This is a genomic window from Roseomonas sp. TS2 (genome assembly GCF_058833935.1).
Window position 1 is genome coordinate 1 of the sequence record NZ_JCACVY010000015.1, and the last position, 23480, is coordinate 23480.

Sequence of the window (23480 nt, forward strand, 5' to 3'; positions counted from 1 at the left end):
ACCAGGGCCTGGAACTCGGCGGTGTAGGTGTCGTCCAGCCGGCGCGGGCGGGGGAAGGGGACGCGCCGCTCGGCCAGGATGCGGCCGGGGCGGGAGGACATCACCAGCACCCGGTCGGCCAGGTACACGGCCTCCTTCAGGTCGTGCGTCACCAGGATGACGGTGGGCTTCAGCGTCAGGCAGACCTCCTGCAGCTGCGCCCAGAGATCCTCGCGGGTGAAGATGTCGAGCGCGCCGAAGGGCTCGTCCAGCATCAGCAGCTGCGGGTCGTGGATCAGGGCGCGGCAGAGGCTGGCGCGCTGCTGCATGCCGCCCGAGAGCTGGTAGGGGTACTTCCCCTCGAAGCCGGCGAGGCCGACCATGGCGAGAAGCTGCCGCGCCTTCGCCTCATAGGCGGCCCGCTCGGCGCGCAGGCGGCGGCGGTGCGGCTCCACCACCTCCAGCGGCAGCATCACATTGGCCAGGATGGTGCGCCAGGGCAGCAGGGTGGGGTTCTGGAAGGCCATGCCCACCATGGGCAGCGGCCGGTCCACCTCCTGCCCGCCGACGATGACGCTGCCGGCGCTGGAGGGCCACAGCCCGCTCACCAGCTTCATCAGCGTGGACTTGCCGCAGCCCGAGGGGCCCACCACGGCGACGAACTCGCCCCGCGCCACGGAGAGCGTGGCATCGCGCAGCGCCAGCGTGCCCTCGGCCCCGCCATAGCGCATCGAGACCTGATCGATCTCGACGAAAGGTCGCTCCACCGCCGCCATGCCGCACCTCCACCCTGCCGGTCCCGTTGACCGGGGGCCAACTGCCAGCCCAGCCCAGGCGAAGCAAGCGCCGCGCCAGGGGGTGGGGCCGGAAAGCGCGGGCGGCGGCACGGTTCTGCCCGCCCGCCGGGCAATCCGGCCCGGCCGGGCGCAACGCCGCCGGGCAGGGCGCGTTCCCGCCACATCCCGAGCGCGCTAGCCTGGCCTGGCATGATGATCGACGCCCTCCTCACCCCCTCCGAGATGGCGGAGGCCGACCGCGCGGCCGCCGCCGCCGGCCATGCCGGCCTCGCGCTGATGCGCGCGGCGGGCGGCGCGGTGGCGCGCGTGGTGCGCCGGCGCTTCCGCCCCTGCCGCGTGCTGGTGCTGGCCGGCCCCGGCAACAATGGCGGCGACGGCTATGTGGCGGCGCGCCTGCTGGAGCAGGCGGGCTGGCCGGTGGCCGTGGCGCCCCTCGCGGCCCCGCGCCCGGGCACCGACGCCGCCACGGTGGCCGCCGAATGGCGCGGCCCGGTGGTGCCGCTGGATGCCACCGAGATCGGCCGGGCCGGGCTGGTGATCGACGCGCTGTTCGGCGCCGGCCTCGCGCGGCCGCTGGCGCCGGATCTGGCCTCGCTGCTGCGCGGCGCCACGGCGCCGCTGGTGGCGGTGGATGTCCCGTCGGGGCTGGATGGCGCCACCGGCCAGCCGCTGGGCGGCTTCGCGCCGCAGGCGGTGCTTACCGTCACCTTCTTCCGCCGCAAGCCGGGGCACCTGCTGCTGCCGGGGCGGGCGCTTTGCGGCACGGTCGAGCTGGCGCAGATCGGCCTGCCGGAGAGCGTGCTGCCCGGCATCGGGCCGCGCGCCTTCCGCAACGGTCCGGGGCTGTGGGCACTGCCGCGCCGTGATGCCGGGAGCCACAAGTTCAGCCTGGGCCATGTCACGCTCCTGGCCGGGGCGGAGATGCCGGGGGCCGCCCGGCTGGCGGCCGGGTCCGCGCGGCGGGCCGGGGCCGGTCTGGTGACGGTGGCGGCGCCGGATGCCGCCACCGCCGCCCTGTTCCGCGCCGGCGAGCCGGGGCTGCTGGTGACCGAGGCGCCCCCCGCGGCGCTGCTGGAGGATACCCGGCGCAATGCCTGGCTGCTCGGCCCCGGCCTGCCGGCGGGGCCGGAGGCGCTGGCGGTGCTGCGCCAGGTGGTGCGGGCCGGGCGCGCCGTGGTGGCCGATGGCGGCGCGCTGACGGCTGCCGCCGGCAACCCCGAGGCGCTGCATGGCGCGGCGGTGCTGACGCCCCATGCCGGGGAATTCACCCGCGTCTTCGGCCCGCCCGGCGCCGACCGGCTGGCCGCCGCCCGCGCCGCCGCCGCGCGGACCGGCGCGGTAACGGTCCTGAAAGGTGCCGACAGCATCATCGCCGCGCCGGATGGCCGTGCAGCGATCAACGACCATGCGCCGCCCGCCCTGGCCACCGCCGGCAGCGGCGATGTGCTGGCCGGGCTGGTGGCCGGGTTGCTGGCGCAGGGCATGGCGCCGTTCGAGGCGGCCTGCGCCGCCGTGTGGCTGCATGGCGAGGCGGCGTTCCGTGCCCTGGGCGGCGCGCCGCCGCAGGCGCCGCTGGTGGCGGAGGCGCTGCTGCCGGAGATCGGCTCGAGTATCGCCGCACGCCTTTCCTTTTGACCCTGGGCTGCGGCAGATTGCTCACCACATGTTTCATCAGATTTCAGGATCGCGTGGTCCACACTGCCGTCGAGGGTCTCCCGGCCCGGGCTGAATGGAGGAGGGATCAATGTCGGATGTCGCCGTCGCCGAAGTCGGCTTCTTCGATCGGGCGCTGAAGAAGGTCTCGCTGCTGTGGCGGGACATGGCCTCCTCTGTCTCCACTCCGGCCGAGGGGCTGTCCTGGGAGGCGCGGATGCGCGCCTGCCTGGAGGCGCGCGGTGGCGAGGTCTCCGCCCGGGCACGCGCCGCCGACCTGGCGCAGGCCTATCTGGGGCTGGACGAGACGGGACGGGTGGCCTTCTTCAGGGCGCTGGCCGGCTTCGACTCCGACCCGGCAGCGGTGGAGGGGGCGATGCGCGAGGTGAGCGCGGCGCCGGACGCCGCCGCCCGCGCCAGCGCCAAGGCGAAGCTGCGCCGGGTGCTGGAGCCGCCGCGCCTGCGGCTGCTGACGCAGTTCACCTCCATCCCCAACGGCATGAAGTTCCTAGTGGATCTGCGCGCCGACCTGGTGCGGCTGATGGGGGCCGACCCGATGCTGCGGGCGCTGGACGCCGACCTGCGCAGCCTGCTGGGAAGCTGGTTCGACCTCGGCTTCCTCGACCTGCGGCGGATCGACTGGAATTCGCCGGCGGCGCTGCTGGAGAAGCTGGTCGGCTACGAGGCGGTGCACCGCATCCGCACCTGGCGGGACCTCAAGAACCGGCTGGATTCCGACCGCCGCTGCTACGCCTTCTTCCACCCCCGCATGCCGGAGGAGCCGCTGATCTTCGTCGAGGTGGCGCTGGTGAAGGGGCTGTCCGGCTCGGTGCAGACGCTGCTGGACGAGCGCGCCCCGGTGCAGGACCCCCGCGCCGCGGACACGGCCATCTTCTACTCCATCAACAATTGCCAGCGCGGGCTGGACGGCATCTCCTTCGGCAATTTCCTGATCAAGCGGGTGGTCTCGCTGCTGTCGGAGGAGTTCTCGAACCTCAAGACCTTCTCCACCCTCTCCCCCATTCCCGGCTTCCGCCGCTGGCTGGAGGAGCAGCTCATCGAGCCGCACCCGAAGCTGCTGACGGAGGAGGAGAACAAGCAGCTCGTCGAGCTCTCCGGCCTGGCTGACGGCAATGCCGCGCTGCGTGCGCTGCTGGGCGGCCGCCGGCCGCTGACCGAAGGGTGGGGGCCGAAGACCGAGCCGGTGCTGACGCGGCTCTGCGCCCGCTACCTGGTGCTGGAGACCGGCCGCGGCGGCCGCCGTGCGCGCGACCCGGTGGGGCATTTCCACCTCTCGAATGGCGCCCGGGTGGAGCGGATCTGCTGGCGCGGCGACATCTCGGAGAAGGGGATGCGCGAGAGTCTCGGCTTCATGGTCAACTATCTCTACGACCCGGCCAAGATCGAGGATTACCACGAGGACTATGTCGGCGAGGGCAGCCGCGCCGCCGCCACCGCGCTGCGCAAGCTGGCCCGCAGCGGGCCCTGAACCCGTAGCCCCTGAACCACAGTCCGGGGACGACTAGCCGGCCCTGGTCCCAGGGTGGGGACCTCACCTCGGCAGGGGAGACGGGACGGGAAGGGCGTTGAAGCCGGGCCGCGCGAACAGATAGCCCTGGAACAGCGTGACCCCGAGTTCCCGCAGCACCTGGAGCTCGCCCTCCGTCTCCACGCCCTCCGCCACCACCTGGATGGACAGGTCCCGGCACATCGCGACGGTATGGCGCAGGATGATGCGCCGTGCGGCGTCCGTATCCGCCCCACGCAGCAGCCCCATGTCGAGCTTGACGATATCGGGCTGGAACATGGCCAGCAGGTTGAGGCCCGACCAGCCACTGCCGAAATCGTCGATGGCGGTGCGGAAGCCGGTGGCGCGGTAGGTGGAGAGGATGTTCAGCAGGTGCGCGGGGTCCGCCATCGCCTCCCCCTCGGTGAACTCGAAGATCAGGCGCTCGCGCGGCACGCTGACGCGGCGGGCCGCCTCCAGGCTGGCACGGATGCAGGCCTGGGGTTCGTACACGGCGTTGGGCATGAAGTTGATGGAGAGCGAGGCCTCCGTCCCGCCCAGCCCCAGCGCCGCCGCCTGCTCGATCGCCTGCACGCGGCAGCGCTGGTCGAAGGCATAGCGGTTGTCCGGCCCCACCTGGGCGAGGACGTGGCTGGCCGGCTCCCCCTGCGCCCCGCGCACCAGCGCCTCATAGGCAAAGATGGCGGTGCCGCCGGGAATCAGGGCGACGATGGGCTGGAAGGCCATAGCGATCGGCGGCAGGCTTGCCAGGGCCTCCGAGCGGCATCCAAGGCAGCCGCGCGCGGAGGGCAGAGAATCGTGCGGCATGGGGAAGGACCTTTGTGCAGACGGCAAGCCTGCGACCTTGCACCAATCCGACGGCCGCCTCGTCCCGGTTGATAAGGTCAAGTGGTGAACATGCGGTGACTTGGTGGCGGGCCCAAAGCCTCCTAGGCTGCTCAGGTCCAGGACCAGATCACCCGGAAAGGGGAGCCCATGAACGCCACGCCAGACCGGCGCGCGCTGCGCGCCGCGGAAGACCCCGCCCGGCGCCTCCGCCTCCTGCGCGCGCTGGAGAAGAAGCTCCTCTGGCTTTCGGCCTGGACCATCCACAACGCCAACCACATCCGCCCCAACCGGGACGGGCTGAAGGTGGGCGGGCACCAGGCCTCCTCCGCCTCGGTCGCCGCGATCATGACGGCGCTCTACTTCGACATCCTGCGGCCGCAGGACCGGGTGGCGGTGAAGCCGCATGCCGGGCCGGTGTTCCACGCGGTGAACTACCTGCTGGGCCGGCAGGAGCGTGAGAAGCTCGCCACGCTGCGGCAGTTCGGCGGCATCCAGCCCTATCCGAGCCGGGTGAAGGACGGGGCGGAGGTGGATTTCTCCACCGGCTCCGTGGGCCTCGGCGTGGCGCTCACCTCCTTTGCCGCGCTGGTGCAGGACTATGTGCACCTGCACGGGCTGGCGCGGGAGGGCATGCCCCAGGGGCGGCACGTCGCCATCGTGGGCGATGCGGAACTCGATGAAGGCAACATCTACGAGGCCCTGCTGGAGGGCTGGAAGCACGACATCCGCGATGTCTGGTGGGTGATCGACTACAACCGCCAGAGCCTCGATTCCGTGGTGCCGGACCGGCTGTTCGGCCGCATCGAGGGGCTGTTCCGCGACATGGGGTGGAACGTTGTCACCCTGAAATACGGCCGCAAGCTGGAGGCCGCCTTCGCCCGCGAGGATGGCGAGCACCTGCGCCGCTGGATCGACGACTGCCCGAACAGCCTCTACTCGGCGCTCACCTTCCAGGGCGGCGCCGCCTGGCGGGCCGCCCTGCTGGCCGAGCTTGGCCGCATCGACGGCATCCGCGCCATCATCGACCCGCTGACCGACGAGGAACTCGGCGCGCTGATGACCAACCTCGGCGGCCACGACATCGAGACGCTGACGGAGGCCTTCCGCGCCCAGGAGGCGGCGGGGGACCAGCCCACCTGCTTCATCGCCTACACGGTGAAGGGCATGGGCCTGCCCTTCGCCGGGCACAAGGACAACCATGCCGGGCTGATGACCCGCGAGCAGATGGAGGTGTTCCGCGCCGAGATGGGCATCCGCCCCGGCCATGAGTGGGACCGCTTCGAAGGGCTCGACATCCCGGAGGACGAGCTGGCCGATTTCCTGGCCGGCCTGCCCTTCGCGCAGAAGCTGACGCCGGAGGGGCGCTGCCTCTCGGCGCCCGAGGTGCCGGTGCCGGCCACGCTCAGCCCGCCGCGCCTGCCGCCCAACCGGATGCTCTCCACCCAGGCGGGCTTCGGCGAGATGCTGGCCGAGATCGGCCGCGGCGGGCGCGAGACCCAGGCGATGGCCAGCCGCATCGTCACCACCAGCCCGGACGTGACGGTCTCCACCAGCCTCGGCCCCTGGGTGAACCGGCGCGGCATCTTCGACCGGCACCTGAAGAACGACGTGTTCCGCGATGCCAAGCTGGCTTCCGCGCAGCGCTGGGGCATGTCGCCCAAGGGGCAGCATGTGGAGCTGGGCATTGCCGAGCAGAACCTGTTCCTGGTGCTGGGCGCGCTGGGGCTGGCGGACCGGATGCACGGCGCCCGGCTGCTGCCTGTGGGCACGGTGTACGACCCCTTCGTCAACCGCGGCCTCGATGCGCTGATCTACGCCTGCTACCAGGATGCGCGCTTCCTGCTGGTCTCCACCCCCTCCGGCCTGACGCTGGCGCCGGAGGGCGGGCAGCACCAGAGCAGCAACACGCCGCTGCTCGGCATCGCCCAGGACCGGCTGGCGAGCTACGAGCCGGCGCACACGGACGAGCTGGCCATCCTGCTGCGCCACGCCTTCCACCACATGCAGCAGCCGGACGGCTCGGCGGTGTGGCTGCGGCTTTCCACCCGCAGTATCGTGCAGCCCGAGCGGGTGCTGGACCCGGCGGCGGTGATCGCCGGCGGCTATTGGGCGGTGGCGCCGGAGCCCGGCGCGCGCATCGCCATCGCCTACCAGGGCCCGGTGGCGCCGGAGGCCATGGCGGCCTTCGAGGCGCTGCGGGAGGAGGAGCCGGGGGCGGGGCTGCTCGCCATCACCAGCCCGGACCGGCTGCATGCCGGCTGGCTGGCCTCGCGCCGCGCGGCGCGGCAGGGACCGGGTGCCGCGCCCTCGGCGGTGGAGCGGCTGCTGGCGCCGCTGGCGCCGGGTGCCGCCATCGTCTCGGTGCTGGATGGCCACCCGGCGGCGCATGCCTGGATGGGCGCGGTGCGCGGCCAGCGCGTGGTGCCGCTGGGCGTGGACCGCTTCGGCCAGTCCGGCGACATCCCCGACCTCTACCGGGAATACGGCCTGGACACCGACGCCATCCTGGACGCCTGCGCCCAGGCGCTTCTGGAAAGCTGACAGAGAAAAGAAGGGGGCTTCCGGGGGAATTCCTTCCCCCGGCCCTTTTTACTTCCTGAAGAACTCGCTCAGCCGCCGCACCGTCTCGCGTGCCAGCGCCGTGTCGATGGCGAAGCACAGCCGGAGCTTGCCCTGCCCGGAGGGCCCGAAGGCGGTGCCCGGCGCCAGCCCCACCTTGGCTTCGCGCAGGATGCGGACGGCGAGGGCCTTGGCGTCCGTCTCCCCCTCCACCGAGAACATCACGTAGAAGCTGCCTTCCGGCGCCTCGGCGCGGATGCCGGGGATGGCGGCCAGCCCCTCGCAGATGATGCGGCGGCTCTCCTGGCAGCGCCCCACCATGGTGCGGATGAAGTCGTCGCCCTGCTCCAGCGCGGCGATGCATGCGTACTGGATGAAGGTGGGGATGCTGGTGGTGTTGTACTGGCCGAGATTGTCGAACACCGCGGCCATGCCCTCGGGGAAGATCAGCCAGCCGGCGCGCCAGCCGGTCATCGCCCAGTTCTTCGAGAAGGTGTTGCTGACCAGCAGCCTGTCCGTGCTGTCGCAGATCTCGAGGAAGGAGGGGGCGATGGCGTTGCCGTAGGTGAAGTGGTTGTACACCTCGTCCGACAGGATCCAGAGGCCGTGCTTCCGGGCGAGGTCGCGCACCGCCTCCATCTCGGCCCGCGGCATCACCCAGCCGGTCGGGTTGGAGGGGGAATTGATGGCGATGACGCGGGTGCGGGGCGTGATGGCGGCGGCGATGTCCTCCAGCGCCAGGTGGAAGCCGCCCGCCTCGGTCTGCCGCAGCGCCACCGGCACCGGGCTGCCCCCCAGCACGCGCACCGTCTCGGCCAGGTTCGGCCAGTGGGGGGCGGGGAAGATCACCTCGTCGCCCGGGCTGAGCACGGCCTGCAGGCCCTGCATGATGGCGTTCATGCCGCCGGCGGTGAGGGTGAAGCGGCTGGCCGGCACCTCCACCCCCCAGTGGCGGCGATGATAGTCGGAGAGCGCCTGGCGCAGCCGGGGCAGGCCGAGGGCGTAGGTGTAGCGGGTCTGGCCCTCCCGCATGGCGGCGGCGGCGGCCTCGACGATGAAGGGCGGGGTGGGCAGGTCGCCCTCGCCGATCCAGAGCTTGATCACCTCCGGGTCGTCCCGCCCCAGATCGGCGATCTCGGCGATCTGGTTGGTGGACAGGGCGCGGATGCGCTCCGGCAGGTCGTCCAGCGGCGCGTGGAGGGCGGGGGAGGAGGCTGTGGTGGCGGTGCTCATGCGGACCTCGGGCATCGTCCAGACTGTGTGCCGGGCGCCGCGCAGCCGCGCAAGCGGGATGGAATGGGCGCCGATGACGGCGGGGACCCTTTCAAAGACGATGCCACTGCGCTAAACGCGCCCCCTTATGGAGACGCCGGGACTGCGTTCGCGGGCGTGGTGGAACTGGCAGACACGCTGGATTTAGGTTCCAGTGGCGCAAGCCGTGGGGGTTCAAATCCCTCCGCCCGCACCACCGGCGACCGGCGCAGGACTGAATTTCAGGAGCATGGTGTGGCGATGCAGGTGACCGAGCTGGCAGCCGAGGGGCTGAAGCGGGCCTTTACCGTGGTGGTTCCGGCGGCTGATATCGCCGCGGCGCGCGATCAGCGTCTGGTCTCGCTGGCCAAGGAGATCCGCATGCCGGGCTTCCGCCCCGGCAAGATCCCGATGGGCGTGGTGAAGCAGCGCTACGGCTCCGCCATCATGGGCGAGGTGCTGGAGGAGCAGGTGCAGTCGGTCACCAAGACGGTGATCGACGAGCGCGGCCTGCGCCCGGCCATGCAGCCCAAGATCGAGCTGGTGAATTTCTCGGAGGGTGCCGACCTCGAGTTCAAGATCGAGCTGGAGCAGCTGCCCGAGATCCCGCTGCCCGATTTCTCGGCGATCAGCCTGGAGAAGCCGGTGGCCAAGGTGGGCGACGAGGACGTCACCAAGGCGCTGGAAGGCATCGCCTCCCGCAACCGCGCCATGGAGGATGTGGCCGAGTCCCGCCCCGCCGCCCAGGGCGACGTGGTGGTGACGGATTTTGTCGGGCGGCTGGTCGAGGGGAAGGAGCTGCTTTCGGGCGAGCCGGTGCAGAGCTGGAAGCTGACCCACGCGGAAGGCAGCGGGAGCCTGGAGCCGGCGGAAGGTGGCGCCCAGGTCAAGCTTTCGGAGGCCAAGGCGGCGCGTATTGCCTTTGCTGCCGGACTGCCTGCCGAAGGCGGCGCTTCCTTGACGCTGTCCTTCCGCTGGAAGGCTGACGCCGCCCTGCCGGAGAGCGCCAAGTCGGTCGTGTTCTTCGAGCTGCAGGACGGCGGCACCGTCCTGCAGTCCGGCGAGACGCAGATCGCCAATCCTGGCCCGGCCGAGTCGCCCGTGACCGCGAGCTGGACCGTGCCGGCGGATGCCAAGGGCCAGTTGCGCGTCAGCGTGCGCATCGAGCTGGGTGGCAAGCAGGACGACACCATCCTGACCGTGACCCAGGCGAGCCTGCGCCAAGGTGGCGATGCGGCCGGGCTTTCCGAGCCCTTCCCCGGCGGCACGGGCACGGACATGCCGGTGGAGATCGGCGGCAGCGGCTTCATCCCCGGCTTCGCCGAGGGTCTGGAGGGCATCCAGGTGGGTGAGACCCGCCATGTGGACGTGACCTTCCCGGCCGAGTACGGCGCCGCCGAGCTGGCCGGCAAGCCGGCCCGCTTCGAGCTGACCGCCAAGAAGCTGCAGAAGCCGGTCGATGCCGCGCTGGACGACGAGTTCGCCAAGAAGCTCGGCCTGGCCAGCCTGGACGAGCTGAAGCAGCGCATCACCGAGACGCTGCAGGGCGAGTACGACCAGCTCTCCCGCCTCAACGTGAAGCGCAAGCTGCTCGACGCCCTCTCGGCCCAGGCCAGCTTCGAGGTGCCGCCCTCGATGGTGGAGGCCGAGTTCGCCCAGATCTGGCAGCGGGTCGAGGCCGACCTGAAGGCCGGGCAGCTGGACGAGGAGGACAAGGGCAAGGATGAGGAGACGCTGAAGGCCGACTACAAGGCCATCGCCGAGCGCCGCATCCGCCTGGGCCTGCTGCTGTCCGAGATCGGCCGCAGCAACAACATCCAGGTGACGAACGAGGAGCTCTCGCGCGCCATGCGCACCGAGGCCCAGCGCTACCCGGGCCAGGAGCGGCAGGTGCTGGAGTTCTTCCAGAAGAACCCGCAGGCGATCGAGAATCTGCGCGCCCCGATCTTCGAGGAGAAGGTCGTCGACTTCATGCTCGAGCTGGCCCAGGTCACCGAGAAGGAAGTGCCGGCGGGCGAACTCTCGGCCGATCCGGCCGGCTGAGCACCGCCTCAGGGCCAGGTGAGACCGCGGGCCGGGGGTGGATTTGCCGCTCCCGGCCCGCTGCCATGTGCGCCGGCCCTCTTTCGCGCCGGCTCCGGCTGCCCCATGTTAACCTGTGAAGCTTTAGGGTGACGGTGGCGGGCCGGTGCCGGGGCGCCGCGGGCAGGGGCCCGCGGGAGGGTTCCGGGGCACCCGCTGCCGCGAGAGGATGCAAAATGCGGGACCGCGATCCGGTCGAACTGTACAACAACCTCGTCCCGATGGTCATCGAGCAGACCGCCCGGGGCGAACGGGCCTTCGACATCTATTCGCGCCTGCTGAAGGAGCGGATCATCTTCCTGACGGGTCCGGTCTACGACCAGATGTCGTCGCTGATCTGCGCCCAGCTGCTGTTCCTGGAGAGCGAGAATCCGAACAAGGATATCGCGTTCTACATCAACAGCCCGGGCGGCGTGGTCTCGGCCGGCCTCGCGATGTACGACACCATGCAGTACATCCGCAGCCCGGTCAGCACCGTCTGCCTCGGCATGGCCGCCTCGATGGGCAGCCTGCTGCTGACGGCCGGCGAGAAGGGCAAGCGATTCGCCCTCCCCAACAGCCGCATCATGGTGCACCAGCCCTCGGGCGGGGCGCAGGGGCAGGCCACGGACATCGAGATCCAGGCGCGTGAGATCCTGGCGCTGCGCAAGCGGCTGAACCAGATCTACGTGAAGCACACCGGCCAGCCGATCGAGGAGATCGAGCGCAAGCTCGAGCGCGACAGCTACATGTCGGCCGAGGAAGCGAAGGAGTTCGGGCTGATCGACCAGGTGGTCGAGGAGCGGCCCACGACCCCGGCGGAAGCGCCGAAGGGGTGACATGGCACCGGGGCCGCACAGTCCCGGGGCAGACCCGCAGGGCGGGGGTGGGAGCGGCGCGGGCCGCCCGCCCCTGTTCCAACTTCCCCCTGGATGACAGGGGGGCTACAGTCCCGCAAGATCGCCCGGCCCAACGCCGGGGGGTCCAGGAGCGCGCATGAGCAAGTCCGGCGACTCAAAGAACACCCTGTATTGCTCGTTCTGCGGCAAGTCGCAGCACGAGGTACGCAAACTCATCGCCGGCCCGACGGTCTTCATCTGCGACGAGTGCGTCGAACTCTGCATGGACATCATCCGTGAGGAGCACAAGACGCATCTGGTGAAGTCCCGTGACGGGGTGCCGACCCCGCGCGAGATCTGCAAGGTGCTGGATGATTACGTGATCGGGCAGGAACACGCCAAGCGCGTGCTCTCGGTTGCGGTGCACAATCATTACAAGCGCCTGGCCCACGGCGCGAAGACCGGCGAAGTCGAGATCGCCAAGTCCAACATCATGCTGGTCGGCCCCACCGGCTCCGGTAAGACGCTGCTGGCCCAGACCCTGGCGCGCATCCTCGATGTGCCCTTCACCATGGCCGACGCCACCACGCTGACCGAGGCCGGCTATGTCGGCGAGGATGTCGAGAACATCATCCTCAAGCTGCTCCAGTCGGCCGACTACAATGTGGAGCGGGCCCAGCGCGGCATCGTCTATATCGACGAGGTCGACAAGATCAGCCGCAAGTCGGACAACCCCTCGATCACGCGCGACGTGTCGGGCGAGGGCGTCCAGCAGGCGCTGCTCAAGATTATGGAAGGCACCGTGGCCTCCGTGCCGCCGCAGGGCGGGCGCAAGCACCCGCAGCAGGAATTCCTGCAGGTCGACACCTCGAACATCCTCTTCATCGTCGGCGGCGCCTTCGCCGGCCTCGAGAAGATCATCGCCGGCCGCGGCAAGGGCTCGGGCATCGGCTATGGCGCCGAGGTCAAGGGGCCGGATGAGCGCCGCACCGGCCAGATCCTGCGCGAGGTGGAGCCCGAGGACCTGCTGAAGTTCGGCCTGATCCCGGAATTCATCGGCCGCCTGCCGGTCATCGCCACGCTCGACGACCTGGACGAGAAGGCGCTGATCGAGATCCTGACCAAGCCGAAGAATGCCCTGGTCAAGCAGTACCAGCGCCTGTTCGAGATGGAGGCCACCAAGCTGACCTTCACCGAGGACGCGCTGCGCTCGGTCGCCACCCGCGCCATCCAGCGCAAGACGGGCGCCCGCGGGCTGCGTTCCATCATGGAAGGCATTCTTTTGGGCACCATGTTCGACCTTCCCGGTTTGGAAGATGTCGAGGAAGTGGTGGTGAACAAGGAGGTGGCCGAAGGCCGCGCCGCCCCGCTGTTCATCTATGGTGAACGGGCGGCGGAGCAGTCTTCCGCATGAGGTCGGCCCGGCCTGGAACGCGGGGCTGGCCTGCATGGCTTGCCCAGCGCACCGGCCGGTCCCATCTCCTGGGAGAACCCCGTGGCGCGGGGCCGTGCCGAGAAGCGGGCGGGCCTGCGCCGACTGTCCTGAGTGAGGTCCCCTATGGCGGATAAGAAACCCGAATTGACGAGCGGTGAACTGCTCCCCGTGCTGCCGCTGCGGGACATTGTCGTCTTCCCCCACATGATCGTTCCCCTCTTCGTGGGCCGGGAGAAGAGCGTCCGCGCCCTGGAGGCGGTGATGCGGGAGGACAAGCAGATCCTGCTCGTCGCCCAGCGCAACGCCGCGCAGGACGACCCGGGCGCCGAGGACCTGTACGATGTCGGCACTGTCTCCACCGTGCTGCAGCTGCTCAAGCTGCCGGACGGGACCGTCAAGGTCCTGGTCGAGGGTGGTAAGCGGGCGCGCGTGCTCGGCTTCAAGGAAACCGACCAGTACTTCGAGGCCTACACGGCCCCGCAGGAGGAGGATGCCGCCGAGTCGCCCGAGATCGAGGCGCTGGCGCGCACCGTGGTCGGGCAGTTCGAGCAGTACATCAAGCTCAACAAGAAGATCGCGCCCGAGGTGCTGGTCTCGATCAACCAGATCGAGGATTCGGCCAAGCTCGCGGACACGGTCGCCAGCCATCTGAACCTGAAGATCGCCGAGAAGCAGGAGCTGCTCGAGATCGGCAGCGTCTCGGCCCGGCTGGAGCGTGTCTTCGCCCATATGGAGAGCGAGATCGGCGTTCTTCAGGTGGAGAAGCGCATCCGCAACCGCGTTAAGCGGCAGATGGAGAAGACCCAGCGCGAGTACTATCTGAACGAGCAGCTGAAGGCGATCCAGAAGGAGCTGGGCGAGGGCGAGGACGGCAAGGACGAGTCGGCCGAGCTGGAGGCCAAGATCAAGGCCACCAAGCTCTCCCCCGAGGCGCGCGACAAGGCGCTGGGCGAGCTGAAGAAGCTCCGCTCCATGTCGCCGATGAGCGCCGAGGCGACGGTGGTGCGCAACTACCTCGACTGGATCCTCTCCATTCCGTGGAAGAAGAAGTCGAAGGTCCGCAACGACCTGGCCAAGGCCGAGGAGGTGCTGGACGCCGACCATTACGGGCTGGACAAGGTGAAGGAGCGGATCCTGGAGTACCTGGCGGTGCAGTCGCGCTCGCCCAAGGTGCGCGGCCCGATCCTCTGCCTGGTCGGCCCCCCGGGCGTCGGCAAGACCAGCCTCGGCAAGTCCATCGCCAAGGCCACCAACCGCAACTTCGTGCGCATGTCGCTGGGCGGCGTGCGGGACGAGGCGGAGGTGCGCGGCCACCGGCGGACCTATATCGGCTCCATGCCGGGCAAGGTCATCCAGGGCATGAAGAAGGCCAAGACCTCCAACCCGCTCTTCCTGCTGGACGAGATCGACAAGCTCGGCGCCGACTGGCGCGGGGACCCGTCCTCGGCCCTGCTCGAGGTGCTGGACCCGGAGCAGAACTCCACCTTCGGCGACCACTACCTGGAGGTGGATTACGACCTCTCGGACGTGATGTTCGTCACCACGGCCAACTCCCTGCGCATGCCGCAGCCGCTGCTGGACCGCATGGAGATCATCCGCATCCCCGGCTACACCGAGGATGAGAAGGTGCAGATCGCCCGCCGCCACCTGATGCCCAAGGTCACCGAGGCCAACGGGCTGAAGGAGAATGAGTGGAGCGTGACGGACGAGGCGCTGCTCGACCTGGTGCGCTACTACACGCGCGAGGCCGGCGTGCGGAACCTGGAGCGCGAGGTGGGCGGGCTGGCCCGCAAGGCCGTCAAGGAGATCGTCTCCAAGAAGGCCAAGAAGGTCGCCATCAACCGCAAGAACCTCGAGAAGTACGCGGGCGTGAAGAAGTTCCGCTACGGCGAGGCCGAGGCGGAGGATATGGTGGGCGTCGTCACCGGCCTGGCCTGGACCGAGGTGGGCGGCGAGATCCTGACCATCGAGTCGGTGCTGGTGCCCGGCAAGGGCAAGGTGCAGACCACCGGCAAGCTGGGCGACGTGATGCAGGAGAGCGTCTCCGCGGCGCTGTCCTATGTCCGCAGCCGCTCGGCCAGCTTCGGCATCAAGCCGACGCTGTACGAGAAGCGGGACATCCATGTGCACGTGCCGGAGGGCGCGACTCCGAAGGACGGCCCCTCCGCCGGCATCGCCATGGCGACGTCCATCGTCTCCGTGCTGACCGGTATCCCGGTGCGCAAGGATGTCGCCATGACGGGCGAGATCACGCTGCGTGGCCGCGTGCTGCCGATCGGCGGGCTGAAGGAGAAGCTGCTGGCGGCGCTGCGCGCCGGCATCACCACGGTCTTCATCCCCAAGGACAATGAAAAGGATCTCGCCGAGATCCCGGACAACGTGAAGAAGGGGCTGACGATCAACGCCGTCTCGCATGTGGACGAGGTGATCAGCAAGGCGCTGGCGCGCCCGCCCGAGGCGATCGACTGGTCGGAGCCGGAGGAGGCCCCGCCGGCCGCTGCCGATGGCAAGGCCGCCCAGCCGGCCAGCCTGCCGCACTGATTCGCTCCGGCGCGGCCTCCAGGCCGCGCCGGACAGGCTTCTGAACCCGGGGGAGGGATACCTTCCCCGGGTTTTTTTGTGGCTTCCAGGGGCATGGCGACGCTCGCGCCGTGACCGGGCTGCATCAGCCCCGGAAATTGGCCGCGGCCGGCCGGCTTGCCTTCAGCGCGGCGTTGACGGCGGAAAAATCGGCTGCCTAGTGTCGCCGACGATACGGGCCGGCTTCCGTCGGCCCCGACCCCCCAGGGCGAGGATGAACCACGTGAACAAACAGGATCTCGTCGCGGTTGTCGCCGAGACGGGCGAGCTTTCCAAGGCCAAGGCCGGCGAGGTGCTCGACGCGGTGTTCGACGCGATCAGCCAGTCGCTGAAGGCGAAGCAGGAAGTCCGCCTGGTGGGCTTCGGCACGTTTTCCACCTCGCGCCGCAAGGCCGGCAAGGGGCGCAACCCGCGCACCGGCGAGGAGATCGAGATCGCCGCGTCCGTCACGGTGCGCTTCAAGGCCGGCAAGGCGCTGAAGGACGATCTGAACTGAGACTCCGCGCGTCTCCGGCCGCGGTCTGGCCGGGGCAGGGCCGTGGGGCTGGCAGCGATGCCGGCCCCGTGTTGTTTTAAGGCTTGGCCAAGGGCGTGCGGGGAGGGTATCGCAGCCCTGCTGTGCGGGCACTTAGCTCAGCGGTAGAGCGCCTCGCTTACACCGAGGATGCCGGCGGTTCGAATCCGTCAGTGCCCAATCCTGCGTAGGGCGGCCCAGCGGGAGCTGGTCAGTTCTGTATCAAATCAATCGGCGCTAATCTGCTTTTCGCCGATTGACACAAACCGGGCGGCGCCGTATTTCCCGCCCCACGACGCAAGCGGGTGTAGCTCAGTTGGTTAGAGCGCCGGCCTGTCACGCCGGAGGTCGCGGGTTCGAGCCCCGTCACTCGCGCCAGTCGCATCGGCAAAACGCCGCCCCGGGGAGATCCGGGGCGGCGTTTTGGCTTGCGTCGCTTTCATTTTTCAATGTTCAGCAATGCCCTCCGGGCTATGGCGAAGCGTGCGTTGGGGGGGTAATGTCCGCCCAGCGTTGCGCTACGGCATGCCCCGTGGCGTGACTGGCCATGCGCTTCCCTGCGCATGGCACTGTTGGGCCGCAGGCCCGAGGGACGGACGCATCATGACCCAGCCCCTGCTGGCGAACTATTTCCCGATCCTGGTCTTCCTGGCCATTGCCGCGGGCATCGCCGTGGCGATGGTGGGCGGCAGCGTGCTGGCGGCCCGCCAGAAACCGTATGCGGAAAAAGTCTCCGCCTATGAGTGCGGCTTCGAGCCGTTCGACGACACGCGCCGGCGCTTCGATGTGCGATTCTACCTCGTCGCCATCCTGTTCATCATCTTCGACCTCGAAGTGGCCTTCCTGTTCCCCTGGGCGGTGGCGCTGGGCGACATCGGCTGGCTGGGTTTCCTCTCGATGATGGCGTTCCTGGGCGTGCTGACGGTGGGCTTCATCTACGAATGGCGCAAAGGCGCCCTGGACTGGGAGTGAGCCGCCAATGAGCGCGAGCAACCAAAGCGACCTGAGCTGGAACCGGCAGGGTCTGCCGCCGGGCCCCGAGCAGGACGCCGTCATCAAGGGCGTCACCGGCGAGATCGAGGATAAGGGCTTCGTCGTCGCCAATATCGACAAGGTGGTGAACTGGGCGCGCACCGGCAGCCTGTGGCCGATGACCTTCGGCCTGGCCTGCTGCGCCGTGCCGATGATCCATGCCTACATGCCGCGCTACGACCTCGACCGCTTCGGCGTCATCCCGCGCGGCTCGCCGCGCCAGTCGGACGTGATGATCGTGGCCGGCACGCTGACCAACAAGATGGCTCCCGCGCTGCGCAAGGTCTATGACCAGATGGCCGAGCCGCGCTGGGTCATCTCCATGGGCAGCTGCGCCAATGGCGGCGGCTACTACCACTACAGCTACAGCGTCGTCCGCGGCTGCGACCGGATCGTGCCGGTGGACGTCTATGTGCCGGGCTGCCCGCCGACCGCCGAGGCGCTGGTCTATGGCGTGCTGCAACTCCAGAAGAAGATCCGCCGGACGGGGAGCATCCTCCGTGGCTGACCAGACCCCGATCGAAACCGCCGAGGCGCCGCGCGTGCCGACGGCGAATGAGGCCCTGCTCGCCGCCGTGCTGGGCGCCATCCCCGAGGGGGCCGTGCTCGGCTCCCAGGTGGCGCGCGGCGCCGAGGTGGAAATCCGCGTGCGGCGCGAAGCCCTGCACGCCGTGCTGCAGATGCTGCGCGACGATCCGCGCTTCGCCTTCCAGCAGTGCATGGACATCTGCGGCGTCGACTGGCCGGGCCGGCCGGAGCGCTTCGAGGTGGTCTACAACCTGCTCTCGATGACCCACAATCACCGCATCCGCGTCATCACCACGACCGATGCGGCGACGCCCGTGCCCACCGTGGTCGACCTGTGGCCCTCCGCCACCTGGTTCGAGCGCGAGGCGTGGGACATGTACGGCATCGTCTTCGAGGGCCAGACCGACCTGCGCCGCATCCTCACCGATTACGGCTTCGAGGGGCATCCGCTGCGCAAGGACTTCCCCCTGACCGGCTTCGTCGAGGTTCGCTACGACCCGGAGCGGCAGGCGGTGGTCTATGAGCCGGTGAAGCTGACGCAGGATTTCCGCAACTTCGATTTCCTCTCGCCCTGGGAAGGCATGACGACGCTGCCCGGCGACGAGAAGGTGCATCTGAACCGGATCGGCCGCGAATGAGCCTGAGCACCGAAGACACCCCGGCCGCCGGCGGCACCCGCACGGTCGAGATCGACAGCCACACCATCAATTTCGGCCCGCAGCATCCGGCGGCGCACGGTGTGCTGCGCCTGATCCTGGAGATGCAGGGCGAGGTGGTGGAGCGTGCCGACCCGCATATCGGCCTGCTGCACCGCGGCACCGAGAAGCTGATCGAGCACAAGACCTACCTCCAGGCGCTGCCCTATTTCGACCGCCTGGACTACGTGGCGCCGATGGCGCAGGAGCATTGCTTCGCCCTGGCCGTCGAGAAGCTTCTCGGCATCGAGGCGCCGATCCGCGCGCAGTACATCCGTGTGCTGTTCGCCGAGATCAGCCGCGTCCTGAACCACATCCTGAACATCACCACCTATGCGCTGGATGTGGGCGCGACGACGCCGAGCCTCTGGGGCTTCGAGCAGCGCGAGGTGCTGCTCGAGTTCTACGACGCCACCTCCGGCTCGCACTACCACGCCAACTACTTCCGCGCCGGCGGCGTGCTGAAGGACCTGCCGGCCGGGCTGACCGACCGCATCGCGGCCTGGGCGGAGCAGTTCCCGAAATTCGTCGACGACATCGAGCGCCTGCTGACGGGCAACCGCATCTTCAAGCAGCGCACCGTCGATATCGGCATCATGACGGCCGAGGAGGCGATGGAATGGGGCTTCTCCGGCCCCTGCATCCGCGCCTCGGGCTGCGCCTGGGATTTGCGCCGCAGCCAGCCCTACGACGTGTACGACCAGCTCGACTTCGAGATCCCGGTGGGCAGCCATGGCGATTGCTATGAGCGCTACCTGGTCCGCATCGCCGAGATGCGCGAGAGCCTGAAGATCATCAAGCAGTGCCTGGCGCAGATGCCCGGCGGTCCGGTCAAGATCCCGGACAGCAAGATCGTCTCGCCGCGGCGGGGTGAGATGAAGCGCTCGATGGAGGCGCTCATCCACCACTTCAAGCTCTACAGCGAGGGCTACCACGTGCCGGCGGGCTCCACCTACACGGCGGTCGAGGCGCCGAAGGGCGAGTTCGGCGTCTATCTGGTGGCCGACGGCACCAACCGCCCCTATCGCTGCAAGATCCGCGCCCCTGGCTTCGCGCATCTGCAGGCGATGGAGAAGCTGTCGAAGGGCCACATGCTGGCGGACGCCGTCTCCGTCATCGGCAGCCTGGATATCGTGTTCGGAGAGATCGACCGGTGAGCGCCCCGCATTCCCCCCACCACGAGGAGCCGGCGAGCTTCGCCTTCGACGCCGAGAGCGAGGCGCAGATCGAGAAGATCCTGAAGCGCTATCCGGAAGGCAAGCAGGCCAGCGGCGTCATTCCGCTGCTCTACGTCGCGCAGAAGCAGATGGGGCGTGCCACCGGCAGCGCCTGGGTGCCGCGCGTGGCGATGGACACGATCGCGGAGCGCCTCGGCATGGCGCCGATCCGCGTCTACGAGGTCGCCACCTTCTACTTCATGTTCAACACCAAGCCGATCGGCCGGTTTCACCTGCAGGTCTGCGGCACGACGCCCTGCTGGCTGCGTGGCTCGGACGAGGTTCTCCGGGCTTGCAAGGATGCGGGCCACCTCAAGGGCTATGGCGACACCAGCGAGGACGGTTTGTTCACCATGACCGAGGTGGAATGCCTCGGTGGCTGCGTGAACGCGCCGATCCTGCAGGTGGATGACGACTACTACGAGGACATGGACTACGAGAGCACGGTGAAGCTGCTCGAGGCGCTGAAGCGCGGGGAGCGGCCGAAGCCGGGCAGCATGCAGGGCCGCCAGGGCAGCGCGCCAATCGGCGGGCCGGAGACGGTGCTGGATATTCCCATGCGGGATGCGGCCCCCGGCCGCGCGGGGGAGGAGTGAGACCATGGCGCTGAGCGACAAGGACCGCATCTTCACCAACCTCTACGGCCTGCATCCGTGGAACCTGAAGGATGCGCAGCGGCGCGGCAGCTGGGACGGCACCGCCGCCATCATCGCCAAGGGGCGGGACTGGATCATCGAGGAGATGAAGCAGTCCGGCCTGCGCGGCCGTGGCGGCGCGGGCTTCCCGACCGGCATGAAGTGGAGCTTCATGCCGAAGTCGAACCCGGATGGGCGCCCCTCCTACCTCGTCGTCAATGGCGACGAGTCGGAGCCGGGCACCTGCAAGGACCGCGACATCATCCGCAACGATCCGCACCTGCTGATCGAAGGCTGCCTCTATGCCGGCGTCGCCATGGGCGCGCATGCCGGCTACATCTACGTGCGCGGCGAGTACTACAACGAGATCCAGGTCCTCCAGGCGGCGATTGACGAGGCGTATGAGGCCGGGCTGCTCGGCCCCAACGCCGCGGGCAGCGGCTGGGATTTCGACCTCTACGTGCACCGCGGCGCCGGCGCCTATATCTGCGGCGAGGAGACGGCGCTGATCGAGAGCCTCGAGGGCAAGAAGGGCATGCCGCGGCTGAAGCCGCCATTCCCCGCCGCCGTCGGCCTCTATGGCTGCCCGACCACGGTCAACAATGTCGAGACCATCGCGGTGGTGCCCGCCATCCTGAAGCGCGGCGCGAGCTGGTTCTCCAGCTTCGGCCGCCCGAAGAATGTGGGAACAAAAATCTTCTGCATCCAGGGCCATGTGAACAAGCCCTGCAATGTGGAAGCCGAGATGAGCATCCCGATGCGGGAGCTGATCGAGCGCTATGCCGGCGGCGTGCGCGGGGGGTGGGACAACCTGCTGGCCGTCATCCCCGGCGGCTCCTCGACGCCGCTGCTGCCCAAGCACATCTGCGACGACGTGCTGATGGACTTCGACGCGCTGCGCGAGCACAAGTCGGGCCTCGGCACGGCGGGCGTGATCGTCATGGACAAGTCCACCGACATCATCAAGGCGATCGCCCGCCTGGCGCAGTTCTACAAGCATGAGAGCTGCGGCCAGTGCACCCCCTGCCGCGAGGGCATGGGCTGGCAGAAGCGCCTGATGGACCGCATGGTCGAGGGCCGCGCCGAGATCGCCGAGATCGACGTGCTCGAGAGCGTGACCCGCCAGATCGAGGGCCACACCATCTGCGCGCTGGCCGATGGCGGCGTCTGGCCGGTGCAGGGGCTGATCCGCCACTTCCGCCCGCTGATGGAAGAGCGCATCCGGGAATACCACGCCAAAAAGAGCGGCGGCGCCATGCCGCTGGCCGCGGAGTAAGACCATGGCGAAGGTCACGATCGACGGCATCGAGGTCGAGGTCCCGAACGGGGCCACCGTCCTCCAGGCCTGCGAAGCAGCGGGGAAGGAAATTCCCCGCTTCTGCTATCATGAGCGGCTGAGCGTCGCCGGCAATTGCCGCATGTGCCTGGTCGAGGTGGAGAAGGCGCCGAAGCCGGTGGCTTCCTGCGCCTACCCCGTGGCGGACGGCATGAAGGTGTTCACGGACAGCGCGCTGGTCCGCAACGCCCGCCGCAACGTCATGGAATTCCTGCTGATCAACCACCCGCTCGATTGCCCGATCTGCGACCAGGGCGGCGAGTGCGACCTGCAGGACCAGGCCACCGCCTATGGCGGCCAGGGCGGCCGCTACCGCGAGCAGAAGCGCGCGGTGAAGGACAAGTATCTCGGCCCGCTGGTCAAGACGATCATGACCCGCTGCATCCAATGCACCCGCTGCGTGCGCTTCGCGACCGAGGTCGCGGGCGTTCCGGAGCTGGGCGCCACCGGCCGCGGCGAGGACATGCAGATCGGCACCTATGTCGAGAAGGCGCTGACCACCGAATTGTCGGGCAACCTGATCGACATCTGCCCGGTCGGCGCGCTGACCAGCCGCCCCTACGCCTTCGTCTCCCGCCCCTGGGAGCTGCGCAAGACGGACAGCGTCGATGTGCTGGACGCGGTCGGCGCTGCCATCCGCGTGGACACCCGCGGGCCCGAGGTGCTGCGCATCCTGCCGCGCATCAATGAGGAGGTGAACGAGGAGTGGATGGCCGACCGTGGCCGCTTCTCCTTCGACGGCCTCAAGCGCCGCCGGCTGGACCGCCCCTGGATCCGCGTCGAGGGCAAGCTGAAGCCTGCCTCCTGGCAGGAGGCCTTCGCGGTCGTCGCCGAGCGGCTGAAGGGCATCCCTGGCCAGCGTCTCGGCGCCGTGGCCGGCGATCTGGTGGACGCCGAGAGCGCCTTCGCGCTGCGCGAGCTGATGGTGGGCCTCGGCTCGGCCAATCTCGACTGCCGGCAGGATGGCGCGGCGATCGATGTCTCGCGCCGCGACCACTACCTGTTCAACTCGGGCATCGCCGGCATCGACGAGGCGGATGCGCTGCTGCTGATCGGCACCAACCCGCGCAAGGAAGCGCCGGTGCTCAATGCCCGCATCCGCAAGCGCTGGTCCTCCGGCGCGCTGAAGGTGGCGAGCATCGGCCCGGCCGGGCTCGACCTCACCTACAAGGCCGAGCATCTGGGGGAGGGGCCTGACGCCCTCGCCACGCTGCGCGATGGCGGCCACGCCTTCGCCGAGGTGCTGAAGGGTGCGAAGCGCCCGATGATCGTGCTCGGCCGCGCCGCTGTGGCGCGCCCGGATGGCGCCGCCATCCTGGCCGCCGCCTGGGCGCTGGCCGAGAGCGTCGGCGCGCTGACGCCGGAATGGCATGGCTTCAACATGCTGCACCTGTTCGGCGGGCAGGTCGGCGCGCTCGATGCCGGCTTCGTGCCGGGCGAGGGCGGGCTGGACCTGGCCGGCATGCTGGGCGGCGGCGTCGATGCGCTGTGGCTGCTGGGCGCCGATGGCTTCGAGCCCGGGCTGATCCCGCCCGGCACCTTCGTCATCTACCAGGGCCACCATGGCGACCGGGCGGCGGCGCGGGCGGATGTCATCCTCCCCGGCGCGGCCTACACGGAGAAGGACGGCACCTACGTCAACACCGAGGGCCGGGTGCAGCGGGGCCGCATGGCCCTGCACCCGCCGGGCGAGGCGCGGGAGGATTGGCGCATCATCCGCGCCGCCGGCGCGGCGCTGGACGTGAGCCTCGCCTTCGACACGCTGGACGCGCTGCGGGCCCGCATGGCGGCGGCGAATCCGGTCTTCGGCATGGTCGATGGCCGGATCGCCGAGGGCTGCCACGACACCGCCGGGCCGAGGCTGGCGGAGGGCGCGGCGCCGGAGGCCACGTCCTTCACCCTCCCGATCACCGATTACTGGCAGGCGGATGCGATCAGCCGCGCCTCGGAGACGATGGCCGAGTGCAGCCGCATCTATAACGACGCCACACCCAAGCTGGCGGCGGAGTAACG

At 69.4% G+C, this 23480-nt stretch carries 17 protein-coding genes, 3 tRNA genes and 2 pseudogenes; 19 read left to right on the forward strand and 3 right to left on the reverse strand.

Annotated features, from left to right (window positions below; genetic code table 11):
- Positions 1 to 755, reverse strand: a 755-nt coding sequence (locus tag ACZJYS_RS04985) for an ABC transporter ATP-binding protein (protein ID WP_493176241.1), incomplete at its 3' end; no start/stop codon positions are given.
- A 210-nt stretch (positions 756 to 965) separates the two neighbouring features.
- Between ACZJYS_RS04985 and ACZJYS_RS04990 the strand changes: the two genes are divergently transcribed.
- Complete coding sequence (locus ACZJYS_RS04990; RefSeq protein WP_493176243.1) at positions 966 to 2411, forward strand: NAD(P)H-hydrate dehydratase; 1446 nt, start codon at positions 966 to 968, stop codon at positions 2409 to 2411.
- 109 nt (positions 2412 to 2520) lie between these two features.
- Positions 2521 to 3918, forward strand: a complete 1398-nt coding sequence (locus ACZJYS_RS04995) for a malonyl-CoA decarboxylase (RefSeq protein WP_493176244.1) — start codon at positions 2521 to 2523, stop codon at positions 3916 to 3918.
- 63 nt (positions 3919 to 3981) lie between these two features.
- Here the strand turns inward: ACZJYS_RS04995 and ACZJYS_RS05000 are convergent, their stop codons facing one another.
- Complete coding sequence (locus ACZJYS_RS05000; protein WP_493176246.1) at positions 3982 to 4764, reverse strand: EAL domain-containing protein; 783 nt, start codon at positions 4762 to 4764, stop codon at positions 3982 to 3984.
- 168 nt (positions 4765 to 4932) lie between these two features.
- Between ACZJYS_RS05000 and ACZJYS_RS05005 the strand changes: the two genes are divergently transcribed.
- The gene (locus ACZJYS_RS05005; RefSeq protein ID WP_493176248.1) at positions 4933 to 7326 is read left to right on the forward strand and encodes a 1-deoxy-D-xylulose-5-phosphate synthase N-terminal domain-containing protein; all 2394 of its coding nucleotides are present in this window, start codon (positions 4933 to 4935) and stop codon (positions 7324 to 7326) included.
- Between the two features lie 48 nt (positions 7327 to 7374).
- On the opposite strand, the gene ACZJYS_RS05010 is transcribed toward ACZJYS_RS05005, so the two are convergent.
- The gene (locus ACZJYS_RS05010) at positions 7375 to 8577 is read right to left on the reverse strand and encodes a pyridoxal phosphate-dependent aminotransferase (RefSeq protein WP_493176249.1); all 1203 of its coding nucleotides are present in this window, start codon (positions 8575 to 8577) and stop codon (positions 7375 to 7377) included.
- Positions 8578 to 8727: 150 nt separating this feature from the next.
- Between ACZJYS_RS05010 and ACZJYS_RS05015 the strand changes: the two genes are divergently transcribed.
- The 16 genes and pseudogenes from ACZJYS_RS05015 (at position 8728) to nuoG (ending at position 23478) form a co-directional block, all read left to right on the forward strand.
- A tRNA-Leu gene (locus ACZJYS_RS05015) sits at positions 8728 to 8812 on the forward strand.
- A gap of 44 nt (positions 8813 to 8856) precedes the next feature.
- Positions 8857 to 9222 (forward strand): annotated as a pseudogene (locus tag ACZJYS_RS05020) (trigger factor); the annotation flags it as partial.
- Positions 9223 to 9849: 627 nt separating this feature from the next.
- Positions 9850 to 10638, forward strand: a pseudogene (gene tig / locus ACZJYS_RS05025) (trigger factor); the annotation flags it as partial.
- Positions 10639 to 10853: 215 nt separating this feature from the next.
- A complete protein-coding gene (clpP, locus tag ACZJYS_RS05030) occupies positions 10854 to 11495 on the forward strand; it encodes an ATP-dependent Clp endopeptidase proteolytic subunit ClpP (protein ID WP_109515039.1) in 642 nt (213 codons plus the stop codon).
- Positions 11496 to 11652: 157 nt separating this feature from the next.
- Positions 11653 to 12909 carry an ATP-dependent Clp protease ATP-binding subunit ClpX gene (clpX, locus tag ACZJYS_RS05035; RefSeq protein WP_109515040.1) on the forward strand — a complete coding sequence of 419 codons (1257 nt, stop codon included), beginning with the start codon at positions 11653 to 11655 and terminating at the stop codon, positions 12907 to 12909.
- A gap of 144 nt (positions 12910 to 13053) precedes the next feature.
- The gene (gene lon, locus ACZJYS_RS05040) at positions 13054 to 15471 is read left to right on the forward strand and encodes an endopeptidase La (protein ID WP_109515041.1); all 2418 of its coding nucleotides are present in this window, start codon (positions 13054 to 13056) and stop codon (positions 15469 to 15471) included.
- Between the two features lie 253 nt (positions 15472 to 15724).
- Positions 15725 to 16006, forward strand: a complete 282-nt coding sequence (locus ACZJYS_RS05045) for an HU family DNA-binding protein (RefSeq protein ID WP_109515042.1) — start codon at positions 15725 to 15727, stop codon at positions 16004 to 16006.
- Positions 16007 to 16132: 126 nt separating this feature from the next.
- Positions 16133 to 16204: transfer RNA gene (locus ACZJYS_RS05050), tRNA-Val, on the forward strand.
- Between the two features lie 121 nt (positions 16205 to 16325).
- Positions 16326 to 16402 (forward strand) — tRNA-Asp (locus tag ACZJYS_RS05055).
- Positions 16403 to 16627: 225 nt separating this feature from the next.
- Positions 16628 to 16996, forward strand: coding sequence for an NADH-quinone oxidoreductase subunit A (locus tag ACZJYS_RS05060; RefSeq protein WP_109515043.1), 369 nt, complete (start codon positions 16628 to 16630; stop codon positions 16994 to 16996).
- A 7-nt stretch (positions 16997 to 17003) separates the two neighbouring features.
- Positions 17004 to 17564 (forward strand): NuoB/complex I 20 kDa subunit family protein, encoded by a 561-nt coding sequence (locus ACZJYS_RS05065; protein WP_109515044.1) that lies wholly within the window; start codon positions 17004 to 17006, stop codon positions 17562 to 17564.
- The gene (locus ACZJYS_RS05070; protein WP_493176251.1) at positions 17557 to 18222 is read left to right on the forward strand and encodes an NADH-quinone oxidoreductase subunit C; all 666 of its coding nucleotides are present in this window, start codon (positions 17557 to 17559) and stop codon (positions 18220 to 18222) included. The genes ACZJYS_RS05065 and ACZJYS_RS05070 overlap by 8 nt, the downstream gene beginning before the upstream one ends.
- Positions 18219 to 19436, forward strand: a complete 1218-nt coding sequence (locus ACZJYS_RS05075; RefSeq protein ID WP_109515046.1) for an NADH-quinone oxidoreductase subunit D — start codon at positions 18219 to 18221, stop codon at positions 19434 to 19436. The genes ACZJYS_RS05070 and ACZJYS_RS05075 overlap by 4 nt, the downstream gene beginning before the upstream one ends.
- Complete coding sequence (gene nuoE / locus ACZJYS_RS05080; RefSeq protein ID WP_379649154.1) at positions 19433 to 20092, forward strand: NADH-quinone oxidoreductase subunit NuoE; 660 nt, start codon at positions 19433 to 19435, stop codon at positions 20090 to 20092. Before ACZJYS_RS05075 ends, nuoE begins: the two co-directional genes overlap by 4 nt.
- A gap of 4 nt (positions 20093 to 20096) precedes the next feature.
- Positions 20097 to 21407, forward strand: a complete 1311-nt coding sequence (gene nuoF, locus ACZJYS_RS05085) for an NADH-quinone oxidoreductase subunit NuoF (protein WP_109515048.1) — start codon at positions 20097 to 20099, stop codon at positions 21405 to 21407.
- A 4-nt stretch (positions 21408 to 21411) separates the two neighbouring features.
- Entirely contained in the window at positions 21412 to 23478 is a 2067-nt protein-coding gene (nuoG, locus tag ACZJYS_RS05090; protein WP_109515049.1) for an NADH-quinone oxidoreductase subunit NuoG, read from the forward strand.
- Positions 23479 to 23480 lie beyond the last annotated feature (2 nt).

Coding starts and splice junctions, on each gene's coding strand:
- ACZJYS_RS04990 (WP_493176243.1), top strand. CDS start 966: ATGATGATCGACGCCCTCCTCACCCCCTCCGAGATGGCGGAGGCCGAC.
- ACZJYS_RS04995 (WP_493176244.1), top strand. CDS start 2,521: ATGTCGGATGTCGCCGTCGCCGAAGTCGGCTTCTTCGATCGGGCGCTG.
- ACZJYS_RS05000 (WP_493176246.1), bottom strand. CDS start 4,764: ATGCCGCACGATTCTCTGCCCTCCGCGCGCGGCTGCCTTGGATGCCGC.
- ACZJYS_RS05005 (WP_493176248.1), top strand. CDS start 4,933: ATGAACGCCACGCCAGACCGGCGCGCGCTGCGCGCCGCGGAAGACCCC.
- ACZJYS_RS05010 (WP_493176249.1), bottom strand. CDS start 8,577: ATGAGCACCGCCACCACAGCCTCCTCCCCCGCCCTCCACGCGCCGCTG.
- clpP (WP_109515039.1), top strand. CDS start 10,854: ATGCGGGACCGCGATCCGGTCGAACTGTACAACAACCTCGTCCCGATG.
- clpX (WP_109515040.1), top strand. CDS start 11,653: ATGAGCAAGTCCGGCGACTCAAAGAACACCCTGTATTGCTCGTTCTGC.
- lon (WP_109515041.1), top strand. CDS start 13,054: ATGGCGGATAAGAAACCCGAATTGACGAGCGGTGAACTGCTCCCCGTG.
- ACZJYS_RS05045 (WP_109515042.1), top strand. CDS start 15,725: ATGAACCACGTGAACAAACAGGATCTCGTCGCGGTTGTCGCCGAGACG.
- ACZJYS_RS05060 (WP_109515043.1), top strand. CDS start 16,628: ATGACCCAGCCCCTGCTGGCGAACTATTTCCCGATCCTGGTCTTCCTG.
- ACZJYS_RS05065 (WP_109515044.1), top strand. CDS start 17,004: ATGAGCGCGAGCAACCAAAGCGACCTGAGCTGGAACCGGCAGGGTCTG.
- ACZJYS_RS05075 (WP_109515046.1), top strand. CDS start 18,219: ATGAGCCTGAGCACCGAAGACACCCCGGCCGCCGGCGGCACCCGCACG.
- nuoF (WP_109515048.1), top strand. CDS start 20,097: ATGGCGCTGAGCGACAAGGACCGCATCTTCACCAACCTCTACGGCCTG.
- nuoG (WP_109515049.1), top strand. CDS start 21,412: ATGGCGAAGGTCACGATCGACGGCATCGAGGTCGAGGTCCCGAACGGG.